The organism is Streptococcus sp. A25, from assembly GCF_043674095.1.
Taxonomy (GTDB): domain Bacteria; phylum Bacillota; class Bacilli; order Lactobacillales; family Streptococcaceae; genus Streptococcus; species Streptococcus suis_V.
This window is the reverse complement of sequence record NZ_JBIMJO010000022.1, coordinates 1-14,177: the sequence shown is the minus strand read 5'-3', so window position 1 is coordinate 14,177 and position 14,177 is coordinate 1. Positions and strand designations below refer to the sequence as shown.

Here is a 14,177-nt window from a genome sequence, read left to right as displayed (position 1 = left end):
ATGAAGCAAAATTTAAAAGTTAATGCAATTTGGTTGGCAATCTTATTAGCTGGCTTCGGAATCATTCAGGGACTTGTTTCGGCTGGGATTTTGAATTTTTACTATGTTCAAATTGTACAACAAATCGGTATTCAGATTATCTTGGCTGTCGGCTTAAACTTGATTGTCGGTTTTTCAGGTCAATTTTCACTTGGACATGCTGGATTCATGGCTATTGGTGCCTACGCAGTGGGTATCCTTGGGAAAATGATGCCATCATATGGTGGTTTTGCTATTGCCTTGCTTGTTGGTATGCTGGTTGCGGGTGCTGTAGCCCTCTTAGTAGGTCTTCCAACATTGCGTTTGAAAGGTGACTACCTTGCCATTGCGACCCTTGGTGTTGCTGAGATTATCCGTATTTTAATCATCAATGGTGGTACTGTTACAAACGGTGCTGCTGGTATCATGTCCATTCCATTATTTACGAACTGGCAGCTGGTTTATGTATTTGTCATTATTACAACACTTCTTACGGTGAACTTCTTACGTAGTCCAATGGGACGTGCAACCATTTCTGTTCGTGAAGATGAAATTGCTGCTGAGTCAGTTGGTGTTAATCCGACTTTCATGAAAGTTTCAGCTTTTGTATTTGGTGCTATGACAGCGGCTATCGCTGGCGGACTTCATGCGGGTTATGTTGGAACTATTGTTCCTAAGGACTTTGCTTTCATGACCTCTGTTAACGTTTTGATTATCATTGTATTAGGTGGGTTAGGATCCATCACAGGTACATTTGTGGCAGCAATTGTTCTTGGAATTCTCAATGTCTTCCTCAAGAGCTACTCAGATATTTCAATGATTATCTACTCATTGGCATTGATTCTTTTGATGTTCTTTCGTCCGGGTGGTTTGTTGGGAACCAAAGAATTTAGCGTGGCAGCCTTGCTCAAGAAGAAGGAGGTTAAGTAATGGCATTACTTGAAGTAAAAAATTTAACCAAGAACTTCGGTGGTTTGACTGCCGTTGGTGATGTGACCATGGAACTTCATGAGGGTGAATTGGTCGGTCTTATTGGACCAAACGGTGCAGGTAAGACAACCCTTTTCAACCTCTTGACAGGTGTTTATGAGCCAAGTGAGGGAACAATTTCCCTTGCAGGTACTGTATTAAATGGAAAGGCTCCTTCAAAGATTGCCTCCCTTGGTCTTGGTCGTACCTTCCAAAACATTCGTTTGTTCAAAAATATGACAGTTTTGGAAAATGTTTTGATTGGTCTTGGCAACCATGGTAAAGCAGAAGTTTTAGCAAGTTTCCTTCGCCTTCCTGCTTTCTACAAAAATGAAGAAGAGTTGAAAAACAAGGCGATTGACCTCTTGAAAATCTTTGATTTGGATGGTGATGCGGATACGCTGGCTAAGAATCTTCCATACGGTCAACAACGTCGTTTGGAAATCGTTCGTGCCCTTGCGACCGAGCCAAAAATTCTTTTCTTGGATGAGCCAGCGGCTGGTATGAACCCACAGGAAACGGCAGAATTGACCCAACTCATCCGTAAAATCAAGGAAGAATTTGGTATTACCATCATCTTGATTGAGCACGATATGAGTTTGGTCATGGAAGTTACCGAGCGTATCTACGTATTGGAATACGGTCGCTTGATTGCCCACGGTACTCCTGAAGAAATCCGTAATAATAAGCGTGTAATTGAAGCCTACCTTGGAGGTGAAGCATAATGGCAATGTTAGAAGTAAAAAATCTTTCTGTCAACTATGGCGTTATCGAAGCTGTTAAAGATGTCAGCTTTGAGGTCAACGAGGGGGAAGTTGTAACCTTGATCGGTGCCAATGGTGCTGGTAAAACCTCTATCCTTCGTACCATTTCAGGACTTGTTCGTCCATCTGCTGGAACGATTTCTTTCCTTGGAAATGAAATTCAAAAAGTTCCTGCTCGTAAAATCGTTGCGGACGGTTTGTCACAAGTTCCAGAAGGTCGACATGTCTTTGCAGGCTTGACTGTTATGGAAAACTTAGAAATGGGTGCCTTTCTTCGCAACAACCGTGAAGAAAACCAAGCCAACTTGAAAAAAATCTTCGCACGTTTTCCACGTTTGGAAGAACGTAAGAACCAAGATGCAGCCACACTTTCAGGTGGTGAGCAGCAGATGTTAGCAATGGGACGTGCATTGATGAGCCAACCAAAACTCTTGCTCCTTGATGAACCATCAATGGGCTTGGCTCCAATCTTCATTCAAGAAATTTTTGATATCATCCAAGATATCCAAAAACAAGGAACAACTGTTCTCTTGATCGAACAAAATGCCAACAAAGCCCTTGCCATCGCAGACCGCGGCTACGTCCTAGAAACAGGAAAAGTCGTCCTCTCAGGAACAGGAAAAGAACTCCTCGCCTCAGAAGAAGTCAAAAAAGCGTATCTGGGTGGCTGACAGGCCATAATAATGCTACAAGGCTTTCATTCAGTTGTATCACGGAGTTGCTACTTCTGAAATCCAATACGAAAGGAGCGTAGCACTCTAATTTAATACTTAGCGAGCAATCAGTAAATCTGGTTGCTTTTCTTGCTTTCAAGCTGTAAATCAAAAATATGGCAGTCTATTGTTGACTTGTGATTGTTTCATGAGTGTTTTCATTTTTGTGATCCAGTTTGTGCCTCACAATCAAATTTCGCTCTCCAAAACAAGCTCGCTTCCTATCCTTAAGTTCATCTTTTGCCCTTATTTGTAGCAGAAATTCTCAAAACTATTGACAGAAATCAAATAAAATAGTAGTATAGAGTCAAATAGAACCTTTAACTGAGTCCAGAGAGGCTGGAAAGGTATCATGGTAAGCATCTTAGAAGTCGAATTTCTAAGCTCATTTCGTGAACCCTGTCCAGAGTAGGCAGGGTTTTTCTGTGTACAGAAAGGATACTATGAAAGAAAAACGTCCCATTATTGCCTTGGATTTCGCAAGTAGTCAAGAAGTCGTTGATTTTTTGACTCATTTCCCAAGTCAGGAAAAACTCTATCTCAAGGTTGGTATGGAGCTCTACTATGCGGAAGGTCCGGCTATTATCAAAGATCTGAAAGATCGCGGGCACAGCATTTTCCTAGACCTGAAACTTCATGATATTCCCAATACTGTCCAATCAGCTATGTCGGTGTTGGCCAAGCTGGGTGTTGATATGACCAATGTTCACGCAGCTGGGGGCGTAGAGATGATGCAATCGGCTAGAAAGGGACTGGGACCTGGACCAATCTTGATCGCTGTGACCCAGCTGACCTCGACTTCGGAAGAGCAGATGCAGGCGGATCAGAATATCCAGACTAGCCTGGTGGATGCAGTGGTCCATTACGCCCAAAAGGCTCAGGAAGCAGAACTGGACGGTGTCGTTTGCTCGGCTCAGGAGGTCGATTTGATCAAGCAGGCCACTGGTGCGGCCTTTGCCTGTCTGACACCAGGAATTCGACCAGCTGGTAGCGAAGTGGGTGATCAAAAACGGGTTGTTACTCCAGCACAGGCGGCCAGCATTGGCAGTGACTATATCGTGGTCGGGCGTCCTATCACGCAGGCGGCCAATCCTTATGAAGCATACCTGGCTATCAAAGAAGAATGGAATATCTAAATAAACAATATTACTAATCTAAAGGAGAATTATCATGGCACTAGCAACAGAAATTGCATCACATTTGTTGGACATCAAGGCGGTTCATTTGCGACCAGAAAAGCCTTTTACTTGGGCGTCTGGCATCAAGTCACCTATTTATACGGACAATCGTATCACGCTTTCTTATCCGGAGACCCGCAACCTGATTGAGGATGGTTTTGTTCAACGAATTGAAGAGGAGTTTCCAGAAGTAGAAGTGATTGCAGGTACGGCGACGGCTGGCATTCCGCACGGAGCCATTATTGCAGACCGCATGAATCTGCCATTTGCTTACATCCGTAGCAAACCAAAAGAGCACGGGGCTGGTAATCAACTGGAAGGTCGCATTGTCAAGGGGCAGAAAATGGTTATCATCGAGGATCTGATTTCGACAGGTGGTTCTGTCTTGGATGCAGTTGCAGCGGCTCAACGTGAAGGAGCAGAGGTACTTGGTGTGGCAGCCATTTTCACCTACCAATTGCCTGTGGCAGACCGGAATTTTGACAACACTGGTGTCAAACTGGTGACGCTCAGCAATTATTCTGAACTTATAAAAGTCGCAAAAGTGCAGGGCTACATCAATGCGGATGGCTTGACTCTCTTGAAAAAATTCCGCCAGAATCCTGAAACTTGGTTGGAGGACTAGTTTTCACAGCAAAATCGCCTGATTTCTGGGAACATGGCCCCGAAAATGGTATAATGTTGAGAAAACAATTGACCGTATGAGGAGAAGTGTATGATTTCAGTAATCGTTCCTTGTTTCAATGAGGAAGAGGCGATTCCCTATTTTTACGACGCCATGGAAGTGGTCCGTCGGAAGATGAGGGAGCAATTTGAGTATATTTTTGTCAATGATGGGTCCAAGGATGGGACGCTCAAGGTTCTTCGGCAGTTGGCTGCTGAGGGCAATGGTGTCCGCTACATTTCCTTTTCCCGAAATTTTGGCAAGGAGGCCGCTCTTTATGCCGGCCTGCAGGCTGCGCAGGGTGAATTGGTGACCGTCATGGATGTGGATTTGCAGGATCCACCAGAAATGCTCACCCAGATGAAGGCCATCTTGGATGCTAATCCAGAACTGGACTGTGTTGGCACCCGTCGTATCAGCCGTAATGGCGAGCCGCCTATTCGGAGCTTCTTTGCAAAGCTTTTCTACAAGCTGATGAACAAGATTAGCCAGGTAGAAGTAGTGGATGGGGCCCGCGATTTCCGTCTCATGCGCCGACACATGGTAGATGCTATCCTGTCTGTTTCAGAGTACAATCGTTTTTCAAAAGGAATTTTTGCCTGGGTTGGTTTTGAGACAGAATACCTGCCTTATGAAAATGTTGAGCGGGTGGCTGGTGAAACCAGCTGGTCCTTCTGGAAGTTGCTTTCCTACTCGATTGAAGGGATTATCAATTTTTCAGATACGCCGCTGAATATTGCATCCTATACTGGTTTCTTCACCTTCCTCCTGTCCTTGGTTTTGATGGTTGTCGTTGTCTTTAAGACTCTGGTCTTCGGGGATCCGACTATCGGTTGGCCGTCAACTATCTGTATCATCCTCTTTTTAGGTGGCTTGCAGTTGATGACCATTGGTATTTTAGGTAAGTATTTGGCTAAGGTTTTCTTGGAAACCAAGCATCGACCGGTTTATATCATCAAAGAGAAGAAGTAAGAGGTAGTCAGCATGGAGCATTCTGCTTGGCATGATCGGATAAAGGCCTTGTTGCCGGAGCATTATTTTGGCAACATCAATCAGTTTTTGGACCAGGTTTATTCTGCCGGAACTGTTTACCCACCCAGGGAAAAGGTATTTGCAGCCTTGGAAAAGACGGCTTTAGAAAATGTAAAAGTGGTCATTTTGGGGCAGGATCCCTATCACGGACCTGGACAAGCACAAGGGCTATCCTTTTCAGTCCCAGATAGCATTCCAGCTCCGCCATCTCTCCAAAATATCCTAAAAGAGTTGGCTGAAGATGTCGGTGTCAAACAAGGTCATGATTTAACCAGCTGGGCTGAACAGGGCGTTCTCTTACTCAATGCTTGTTTGACGGTACCGGCCGGTCAGGCCAATGGACATGCTGGACAAATTTGGGAGCCCTTTACGGATGCGGTAATCAAGGTGGTCAATAGTCTGGACCAACCAGTTGTCTACATTCTTTGGGGAGTCTATGCCCGGAAGAAGAAGGTTCTTATAAACAATCCCAAACATTTGATTATCGAGTCGGCCCATCCAAGTCCGCTTTCAGCCTACCGAGGCTTCTTTGGGAGTAAGCCTTTTTCACAGGCTAATGCCTTTTTGAAACAGAATGGGAAGGAAGAGATTGATTGGCGAAGATGAAGTTAATTGAAGGAATGAAAATGACCGATTTTGAAAGAGATATATCATTCTTTGAGGCTTTGGATGAAAAGAACTTTAGCCTAGCTCACCAGCTTTATGAAGAAGGAGTTGCAAGGCTGGATGATGCCCATATTTCAGGCCATTTTTGGTTACGAAATCAACGGATTTATTTGGCGATTGCCGAGAAGGAAATGGACTTGGCAAAAGAGTTGGCTCAGGCTAATCTTGTTTTGGCGCGAGAACATAGCCAGGCTGAGGAATTTTTTCTGAGAGAATTGCAGCCAGTGGCCTTGCGCCAGGTGGCAGATGTAGAGCGAGAAGCAGGCAATTATCAGCAAGCTTTGGAGTTTCTTGAAGAGGAAGCATCTTTACTATCTGAATACAATGAGTCTCAACTTGTTGGTAATGCTTATGAGCAAGCCTATTTGCATTATCTAATGGGAGACATGAAGTTGGCAGAGCAAGAGATGCGAAAAGTTCTCCAGGAGGCTACTCGTATTGAGTTTCCTTATATAGAAGCTAGTGCCAATCGTGTCTTGGGAGAAATCACCAAAGAGCGCAGCTATTTTGAACGAGCTAAGGAACTTTACTTAGAAGTAGATGACCAGATCAGTGCTCAAGAAGTGGAGCAATTGGTTGAAGCTGTGGTTAAACAGTAGCATTTAAAAGGAGTTATCATGCTGTTAATTAAGAATGGTCATGTCATAGACCCGGAGTCTGGACTGGACGCAGTCGCTGATATTTTGATAGAAAACAAGAAAATCATCAAGATTGCTGAGCAGATTGAGGTAGATGCGGAGCAGGTGCTTGATGCTAGTGGCTTGGTTGTTGCGCCTGGCCTGGTGGATGTCCATGTTCATTTCCGTGAGCCTGGTCAGACCCACAAGGAAGATATTCATACAGGGGCTCTGGCGGCAGCAGCGGGTGGTTTTACCTCGGTTGTCATGATGGCTAATACCAATCCGACCATTTCGACAGTGGACACCTTGAATGAGGTTCTGCAATCGGCCAGCAAGGAAAACATCCATATTTACAGTGTGGGAACCATTACCAATCAATTTAATGGCCAAGATTTGACGGATTTTGACGGGCTCCTAGCTGCGGGTGCTGTAGCTCTTTCTGATGACGGCATTCCATTGACAAATGCTGGTGTGGTGCGAAAAGCTATGCAGGAGGCTAAGAAATTGGATTGCCTGCTAAGCCTCCACGAAGAAGATCCAGATTTGAATGGTATTCTAGGTTTGAACGAGCAAGTCGCTGCCAAGTATTTTCACGTCTGTGGCGCAACTGGTGTGGCTGAATACAGCATGATTGCTCGTGACGTCATGATTGCCTATGAAACGGGTGCCCGTGTTCATATCCAGCATCTGTCCAAAGCTGAGTCTGTCAAGGTGGTCGAATTTGCACAAGGTATGGGTGCGCGTGTGACCGCAGAAGTAGCTCCCCAGCATTTTTCTCGGACAGAAGATTTGTTGTTGACCAAGGGGGCAAATGCCAAGATGAACCCACCTCTTCGTTTGGAACGCGACCGTTTGGCAGTCATAGAAGGGCTAAAATCAGGCGTCATTTCAGTTATTGCGACCGATCATGCACCTCATCATGCGGATGAAAAAAATGTAGAGGACTTGACGCAGGCGCCGTCTGGCATGACTGGACTGGAGACCTCTTTATCACTTGGTTTGACGCATTTGGTGGAAGAAGGGTATCTGACACTCCAAGAATTATTGGAGAAAATGACCATCAATCCTGCTAAACTTTATGGCTTGGATGCAGGTTATCTGGCTGAAAATGGACCGGCCGACCTAGTGATTTTTGATCCTACAGTCAATCGTCAAGTATCAGCAACCTTTGCCTCTAAATCCGCCAATTCTCCCTTTGTCGGTGATTGGCTCAAGGGCCAAGTTCGTTATACCATTGCGGATGGACAGGTTGTATTTGAAAAATAAGTGTTTTGAAGGAGCTGGTTGGCTCCTTCTTTTTGCATATTTTTTATCAAAGTTAGCAGTTTTAAGGTTTTGAATTTTACAAAAAAGCTGCTTTCTTTCTCTTTCATGATATAAAAAACGCCTCTCGGCGCTTGAAATTATTTCTTCTTTTGCTTTGTTATATTTAATCCAAAGGGAACGAGATTTTCTTCCTGTTTCAAAATGCGTTGGATATTGTCCTTGTGTCGGATAATGACAAAGCTACCCAGAAATAGGATAATCACGGTGAACAACCAGTCATAGCTATTGACCAAGAAACCAAGGGCTGGGAAAATCAGAGCTCCAAGCATGGCCAGGGCTGCTGCCAAGACACTTGAAAAGGAAACCATGGAGGTCAGGTAGAGAGAGGTCGCGAAAATAAAGACCAGATAGAGGCAGAAGAGGGGCGCAACACCCAGCAACATGCCAGCCGATGTGGCCACAGCCTTACCTCCCTTGAAATTGGCAAAAATCGGGAAGGTATGTCCCAGAACAGCTATCAAGCCAAATAGGATAGGTGAAGGGCTATTTACATGAAAGAAAACAGGCAGGAGGGCCGCTAGGGTACCTTTGAGAAAGTCGATGGCAAAGACCGCCATTCCAGCTTTCTTACCCAGGATACGGAAGGTATTGGTCGTCCCAGTATTGCCCGAACCATGTTCTCGGATGTTGATGTTGAAAAAGGCTTGTCCAATCCAGAGACCTGACGGAATAGAGCCCAATAAATATGCGACGAATAATAAAATAAGATTGACTAACATACTTCCATTATAGCATAAATTTACTCCTATTTTCCTCAAAAGCGAATTATTCTCTGTCCCATCGGATTCTTCAGCAGAAAAATTTTGCAAAAATGCTGAAAAACTTGTAATATAGTAAGGATGACAAGTATGGAGGTCAGTTTTGGCTAAGAAAGAGATTAACATAAATAACTATAATGACGATGCCATTCAGGTACTGGAAGGGCTGGATGCCGTTCGCAAACGCCCCGGAATGTACATTGGCTCAACAGACGGAAACGGCTTGCACCACATGGTCTGGGAGATTGTCGATAATGCTGTCGATGAGGCTCTTTCAGGTTTCGGTGATCGGATTGACGTGACCATTAACAAGGACGGCAGCTTGTCTGTGTCTGACCGTGGACGTGGGATGCCAGTCGGTATGCACGCAACAGGCAAGCCAACCGTCGAAGTCATCTTCACCGTTCTCCACGCAGGTGGGAAGTTCGGTCAGGGTGGCTACAAGACCTCAGGTGGTCTCCACGGGGTTGGTTCTTCGGTGGTTAATGCCCTGTCCAGCTGGTTGGAAGTGGAAATTACCCGTGACGGTGCTGTTTACAAGCAACGTTTTGAGCAGGGCGGAAAGCCAGTCACGACCTTGGAGAAGATTGGCACCGCACCAAAATCAAAAACAGGTACAAAGGTGACCTTTATGCCTGATGACACCATTTTCTCAACGACGGATTTTAAATTCAACACCATTGCCGAACGCCTGAAAGAATCAGCCTTCTTGCTCAAACAAGTCACCATGACCCTGACGGATGAGCGGACTGGTGAGCAGGAGGAGTACCACTATGAAAATGGCGTTCAGGACTTTGTGTCCTACCTCAACGAAGACAAGGAAACCCTGACACCAGTCCTCTATTTTGAAGGAGAAGATGCAGGTTTCCAGGTCCAAGTGGCCATGCAGTACAACGACGGCTATTCAGACAATATCCTGTCCTTCGTAAACAATGTTCGGACCAAGGACGGCGGTACCCACGAAACAGGTCTCAAACTGGCCATTACCAAGGCTATGAACGACTATGCCCGCAAGACCAACTTGCTTAAGGAAAAGGACAAGAACTTGGAAGGTTCTGACTACCGTGAGGGTCTGTCGGCAGTTCTTTCAATCCTTGTACCAGAAGAGCATTTGCAGTTCGAAGGCCAGACCAAGGACAAGTTGGGCAGCCCACTTGCTCGTCCTGTGGTGGACGGGATTGTATCGGACAAGCTGACCTTCTTCCTTCTGGAAAATGGCGAGCTAGCCTCTAATCTAGTCCGCAAAGCCATTAAGGCGCGTGACGCCCGCGAGGCCGCCCGTAAAGCCCGTGATGAAAGCCGAAATGGCAAGAAAAATAAGAAGGACAAGGGCCTCCTATCAGGAAAATTAACCCCAGCCCAGTCCAAAAATCCAGCCAAAAACGAACTTTATCTGGTCGAGGGAGATTCAGCCGGAGGCTCTGCCAAACAGGGCCGTGACCGCAAGTTCCAAGCCATTCTACCTTTGCGTGGTAAGGTGATCAACACAGCTAAGGCTAAAATGGCGGACATCCTCAAAAATGAAGAAATCAACACCATGATTTACACCATTGGTGCAGGTGTTGGCTCAGATTTTACTATTGAAGATGTCAACTATGACAAGATTATTATCATGACCGATGCGGATACGGACGGTGCTCACATTCAGACCCTCTTGCTGACTTTCTTCTATCGCTACATGCGACCATTGGTAGAAGCAGGACGGGTTTACATCGCCCTTCCACCCCTCTACAAGATGTCAAAAGGCAAGGGCAGGACAGAAAAGATTGCTTATGCTTGGTCTGACGGGGAATTAGAAGATCTCCGCAAGGATTTTGGCAAGGGCTTTATCCTCCAACGCTACAAGGGACTTGGTGAGATGAATGCCGACCAGCTCTGGGAAACAACCATGAACCCTGAAACCCGTACCCTTATTCGTGTCACCATTGAAGACCTAGCCCGTGCTGAACGCCGTGTATCCGTCCTTATGGGCGACAAGGTCGAGCCACGCCGTAAGTGGATTGAGGATAATGTTAAGTTTACGCTAGAAGAAAACACGGTATTTTGATGAACAGTTTTTCTCTGATGACAAAGAAAGTATGGAAGACAAGATGAAAAAAAGATTTTCTAAAAAACAGGCAATTGAGGAAATTCAAAATAGATACCAGAAAGCTGAGTCACTATTGAAAGATGATTCCAAAATGGAACCCTTCTTGGAAAAAATAGAAAAGAAAATTAAATGGATTCCCTTTTTAGCTCAGGAATTTAAAAATATCCCCATCATGATAAGTATGGTTCGAAGCTATTTGAAACGAGATTATACCAAGATTCCTAAGAGGACTATTCTCGCAATTGTTTCGGCTTTAATCTACTTTCTCTCGCCTGTAGATGTAGTTCCAGACTGGATTCCATTTTTCGGACAGATGGATGATGCGCTCGTCATTGCAACTTGCTGGAACTGGGTTAATAAAGACATTGATGATTATCGGGTATGGAAGAAGCTGCGCTCGGAAGAAAATATAAACAAACCCTAAACAAGGTGATGTTCCCATTGAGCAACGCTTTGAAAAAAGAAGATATAGATATTATTATGCTGTTACAAGTATAATTAGCAGTAAACTTTTTAACAAAAAATAATAAAATAAGAAAAAGGAATATTATGAGTAATATTCAAAACATGTCCCTTGAGGACATTATGGGAGAGCGTTTTGGTCGCTACTCCAAATACATTATTCAGGAGCGGGCTTTGCCGGACATTCGTGACGGTCTCAAGCCCGTGCAACGTCGGATTCTTTATTCTATGAATAAGGACGGCAATACCTTTGACAAGGGCTACCGTAAGTCTGCCAAGTCAGTCGGAAATATCATGGGAAATTTCCACCCGCACGGTGACTACTCTATTTATGATGCCATGGTCCGCATGAGTCAGGACTGGAAGAACCGCGAGATTTTGGTGGAGATGCACGGGAACAACGGTTCCATGGACGGTGATCCGCCTGCGGCGATGCGTTACACCGAGGCTCGCCTGTCGGAGATGGCAGGCTACCTCCTGGCTGACATCGAGAAAAAGACTGTGCCATTTGCCTGGAACTTTGACGATACGGAAAAAGAACCCACTGTGCTACCAGCTGCCTTCCCTAATCTCTTGGTCAATGGAGCGACAGGAATTTCAGCAGGGTACGCGACTGACATCCCGCCGCATAATCTAGCGGAGGTCATTGATGCAGTTGTCTACATGATTGATCATCCGACAGCTAAATTAGAAAAGCTGATGGAGTTCTTGCCTGGACCAGACTTCCCAACAGGTGCCATTATCCAAGGGGCTGACGAAATCAAGAAAGCCTATGAAACTGGTAAGGGTCGTGTCGTTGTCCGTAGCCGTTGTGAAATTGAACAACTCAAGGCTGGTAAGAAACAGATTGTCATCACTGAAATTCCTTATGAGGTCAACAAGGCTGTTCTGGTTAAGAAGATTGATGATGTCCGTGTTAATAACAAGGTGCCAGGTATTGCCGAGGTGCGTGATGAGTCAGACCGTACAGGTCTGCGGATTGCCATTGAGCTGAAAAAAGACAGCGATGAGCAAACCATTCTCAACTATCTTTACAAATACACAGACCTGCAAATCAATTACAACTTCAACATGGTGGCCATTGACAATTTCACACCGCGTCAGGTCGGCTTGCAGAAGATTTTGTCCAGCTACATCGCCCACCGTCGTGAGATTATCATTGCCCGGTCTAAGTTTGACAAGGAAAAGGCAGAAAAACGCCTCCATATCGTAGAAGGTTTGATTCGTGTCATTTCCATCTTGGACGAGGTTATTGCCCTTATCCGTGCTTCTGAAAACAAGGCTGACGCCAAGGAAAACTTGAAAATTAGCTATGATTTTAGTGAGGAACAGGCTGAGGCTATCGTAACCTTGCAACTCTACCGCTTGACCAATACCGACATTGTGACCTTGGAAAATGAAGAAGCAGCCCTACGCGAGCAGATTCAGACCTTGGCAGCTATTATCGGCGATGAGCGAACCATGTTCAATCTCATGAAGAAAGAACTGCGTGAGGTCAAGAAGCAGTTTGGAAATCCTCGTTTGAGTGAGTTACAAGATCAGGCAGAAGCGATTGAAATTGATACCGCCAGCTTGATTGTCGAGGAAGAAACCTTTGTCAGCGTAACCAAGGCAGGTTACATCAAACGGACAAGTCCGCGTTCTTTCGGTGCTTCAACGGTGGAAGAAGTCGGCAAGCGGGATGACGATCAGCTGATTTTCTTGCAGAGTGCCAAGACAACCCAGAACCTCTTGCTCTTTACCAACCTTGGAAATGTCATCTACCGACCTGTCCATGAGTTGACAGATATTCGTTGGAAGGACATTGGTGAACACCTGAGCCAGACACTCATGAATTTTGAGACCAATGAAGAGATTATCTTTGCTGAATTGGTGGAGAATTTTGATGAGGGAACTTATTTCGCAGTGACTAAATATGGTCAAATCAAGCGTGTGGAGCGGAAGGAGTTCGCACCATGGCGGACTTACAAGTCCAAGTCAACCAAGTATGCCAAACTAAAAGATGCAGAGGATGTGGTCATTACCGTATCGCCTGTGGTCTTGGACGACATTATGCTTATCACAGAAAAGGGCTACGCTCTGCGATTTAACATCGAAGAAGTGCCAATTATCGGTGCCAAGGCGGCCGGTGTCAAGGCGGTCAACCTCAAGGACGAGGATGTGGTGACTGCGGCCTTTATCAGCAAGACCAGCTCTGTCTATCTCCTGACTCAGCGTGGTAGTCTTAAGCGGATGGCGACGGAGGAAATCCCTGTGACCAGCCGTGCCAAGCGTGGTTTGCAGGTGCTTCGTGAGCTCAAGGCTAAGCCTCATCGTGTCTTTGCGGCAGGGCCTGTTTTGACGGATCAGGGTGATTTTGACCTCTTTAGCACGGCAAATGAAGATGAAACGACAAGTCAAATCCTTCACGTTCAGTCCAAAACAGGCAAACTCTATGAGATTGATGTGACCCAGCTCAGCCTGTCCGAACGCACCAGCAACGGTAGCTTTATCTCAGAAACCATTTCTGATGAGGAAGTGTTGACTGCTTGGGTCAAATAGGAGTAAAAAAGTGAAGAAGAAATACCTTGTACTCCTAATTCTGATAGCAGTTATGGTTTTGACATTGCTTGCCATGAAGAACTTTCCTGCTTTTGAGGAATGGCTTCATCAGCTGATTGGTTGGTACTAAATTCTGTGAAAGTGTGAATCACCAGAAACTGTAATGAACAAAAGAAAGCGTGCCACTTAGAAGACCATTTTGGTCTTCTCTTTTTATATATTAAATAGAAACCTTGGTAAATCATGCTTTGTATATGGTTTTTATGCAATGAATAAGTTTGAGCTAGAGAGTCTATATATAAATCCCGCGTTGTAAAATGAAGTGCAACAAAAAAGACATGTTCGTCTGATATACTAGAATTCCCCAACTCAGTATA

Annotated in this window: 14 protein-coding genes; 12 read left to right on the top strand and 2 right to left on the bottom strand. The window is 45.1% G+C overall.

Annotated features, from left to right (window positions below; all coding sequences use genetic code 11):
* From ACHBID_RS09530 to ACHBID_RS09490, 9 genes are all read left to right on the top strand, one after another.
* The gene (locus tag ACHBID_RS09530; protein ID WP_105160236.1) at positions 1-948 is read left to right on the top strand and encodes a branched-chain amino acid ABC transporter permease; all 948 of its coding nucleotides are present in this window, start codon (positions 1-3) and stop codon (positions 946-948) included.
* Complete coding sequence (locus ACHBID_RS09525) at positions 948-1,712, top strand: ABC transporter ATP-binding protein (protein WP_105160237.1); 765 nt, start codon at positions 948-950, stop codon at positions 1,710-1,712. Before ACHBID_RS09530 ends, ACHBID_RS09525 begins: the two co-directional genes overlap by 1 nt.
* Positions 1,712-2,422: an ABC transporter ATP-binding protein gene (locus tag ACHBID_RS09520; protein WP_002937288.1), complete on the top strand. Its 711-nt coding sequence runs from the start codon at positions 1,712-1,714 to the stop codon at positions 2,420-2,422. The genes ACHBID_RS09525 and ACHBID_RS09520 overlap by 1 nt, the downstream gene beginning before the upstream one ends.
* A 485-nt stretch (positions 2,423-2,907) precedes the next feature.
* The gene (gene pyrF, locus ACHBID_RS09515; RefSeq protein WP_105160238.1) at positions 2,908-3,600 is read left to right on the top strand and encodes an orotidine-5'-phosphate decarboxylase; all 693 of its coding nucleotides are present in this window, start codon (positions 2,908-2,910) and stop codon (positions 3,598-3,600) included.
* A 34-nt stretch (positions 3,601-3,634) separates the two neighbouring features.
* Positions 3,635-4,267 carry an orotate phosphoribosyltransferase gene (gene pyrE / locus ACHBID_RS09510; RefSeq protein ID WP_105160239.1) on the top strand — a complete coding sequence of 211 codons (633 nt, stop codon included), beginning with the start codon at positions 3,635-3,637 and terminating at the stop codon, positions 4,265-4,267.
* A 90-nt stretch (positions 4,268-4,357) separates the two neighbouring features.
* The gene (locus ACHBID_RS09505) at positions 4,358-5,278 is read left to right on the top strand and encodes a glycosyltransferase family 2 protein (protein ID WP_105160240.1); all 921 of its coding nucleotides are present in this window, start codon (positions 4,358-4,360) and stop codon (positions 5,276-5,278) included.
* 12 nt (positions 5,279-5,290) lie between these two features.
* Complete coding sequence (locus tag ACHBID_RS09500) at positions 5,291-5,944, top strand: uracil-DNA glycosylase (protein WP_105160241.1); 654 nt, start codon at positions 5,291-5,293, stop codon at positions 5,942-5,944.
* The gene (locus tag ACHBID_RS09495; RefSeq protein ID WP_105160242.1) at positions 5,941-6,603 is read left to right on the top strand and encodes a hypothetical protein; all 663 of its coding nucleotides are present in this window, start codon (positions 5,941-5,943) and stop codon (positions 6,601-6,603) included. Before ACHBID_RS09500 ends, ACHBID_RS09495 begins: the two co-directional genes overlap by 4 nt.
* An 18-nt stretch (positions 6,604-6,621) precedes the next feature.
* On the top strand, positions 6,622-7,890 hold the full coding sequence (locus ACHBID_RS09490) for a dihydroorotase (RefSeq protein ID WP_105160243.1): 1,269 nt from the start codon (positions 6,622-6,624) through the stop codon (positions 7,888-7,890).
* Between the two features lie 137 nt (positions 7,891-8,027).
* Here the strand turns inward: ACHBID_RS09490 and plsY are convergent, their stop codons facing one another.
* Positions 8,028-8,669, bottom strand: a complete 642-nt coding sequence (gene plsY / locus ACHBID_RS09485) for a glycerol-3-phosphate 1-O-acyltransferase PlsY (RefSeq protein ID WP_394732203.1) — start codon at positions 8,667-8,669, stop codon at positions 8,028-8,030.
* A 142-nt stretch (positions 8,670-8,811) separates the two neighbouring features.
* On the opposite strand from plsY, the gene parE reads away from it, so the two are divergent.
* The 3 genes from parE (at position 8,812) to parC (ending at position 13,800) form a co-directional block, all read left to right on the top strand.
* Positions 8,812-10,755 carry a DNA topoisomerase IV subunit B gene (parE, locus tag ACHBID_RS09480; RefSeq protein ID WP_394732202.1) on the top strand — a complete coding sequence of 648 codons (1,944 nt, stop codon included), beginning with the start codon at positions 8,812-8,814 and terminating at the stop codon, positions 10,753-10,755.
* Between the two features lie 43 nt (positions 10,756-10,798).
* Complete coding sequence (locus ACHBID_RS09475) at positions 10,799-11,221, top strand: YkvA family protein (protein WP_105160245.1); 423 nt, start codon at positions 10,799-10,801, stop codon at positions 11,219-11,221.
* A 125-nt stretch (positions 11,222-11,346) separates the two neighbouring features.
* A complete protein-coding gene (parC, locus tag ACHBID_RS09470; RefSeq protein WP_394732201.1) occupies positions 11,347-13,800 on the top strand; it encodes a DNA topoisomerase IV subunit A in 2,454 nt (817 codons plus the stop codon).
* A 50-nt stretch (positions 13,801-13,850) separates the two neighbouring features.
* Here the strand turns inward: parC and ACHBID_RS09465 are convergent.
* The coding region (locus ACHBID_RS09465; RefSeq protein WP_394732200.1) for a hypothetical protein at positions 13,851-14,177 on the bottom strand (327 nt) is incomplete at its 5' end.

Coding starts and splice junctions, on each gene's coding strand:
- ACHBID_RS09500 (WP_105160241.1), top strand. CDS start 5,291: ATGGAGCATTCTGCTTGGCATGATCGGATAAAGGCCTTGTTGCCGGAG.
- ACHBID_RS09525 (WP_105160237.1), top strand. CDS start 948: ATGGCATTACTTGAAGTAAAAAATTTAACCAAGAACTTCGGTGGTTTG.
- ACHBID_RS09530 (WP_105160236.1), top strand. CDS start 1: ATGAAGCAAAATTTAAAAGTTAATGCAATTTGGTTGGCAATCTTATTA.
- pyrF (WP_105160238.1), top strand. CDS start 2,908: ATGAAAGAAAAACGTCCCATTATTGCCTTGGATTTCGCAAGTAGTCAA.
- ACHBID_RS09495 (WP_105160242.1), top strand. CDS start 5,941: ATGAAGTTAATTGAAGGAATGAAAATGACCGATTTTGAAAGAGATATA.
- plsY (WP_394732203.1), bottom strand. CDS start 8,669: ATGTTAGTCAATCTTATTTTATTATTCGTCGCATATTTATTGGGCTCT.
- parC (WP_394732201.1), top strand. CDS start 11,347: ATGAGTAATATTCAAAACATGTCCCTTGAGGACATTATGGGAGAGCGT.
- ACHBID_RS09520 (WP_002937288.1), top strand. CDS start 1,712: ATGGCAATGTTAGAAGTAAAAAATCTTTCTGTCAACTATGGCGTTATC.
- pyrE (WP_105160239.1), top strand. CDS start 3,635: ATGGCACTAGCAACAGAAATTGCATCACATTTGTTGGACATCAAGGCG.
- ACHBID_RS09505 (WP_105160240.1), top strand. CDS start 4,358: ATGATTTCAGTAATCGTTCCTTGTTTCAATGAGGAAGAGGCGATTCCC.
- ACHBID_RS09490 (WP_105160243.1), top strand. CDS start 6,622: ATGCTGTTAATTAAGAATGGTCATGTCATAGACCCGGAGTCTGGACTG.
- ACHBID_RS09475 (WP_105160245.1), top strand. CDS start 10,799: ATGAAAAAAAGATTTTCTAAAAAACAGGCAATTGAGGAAATTCAAAAT.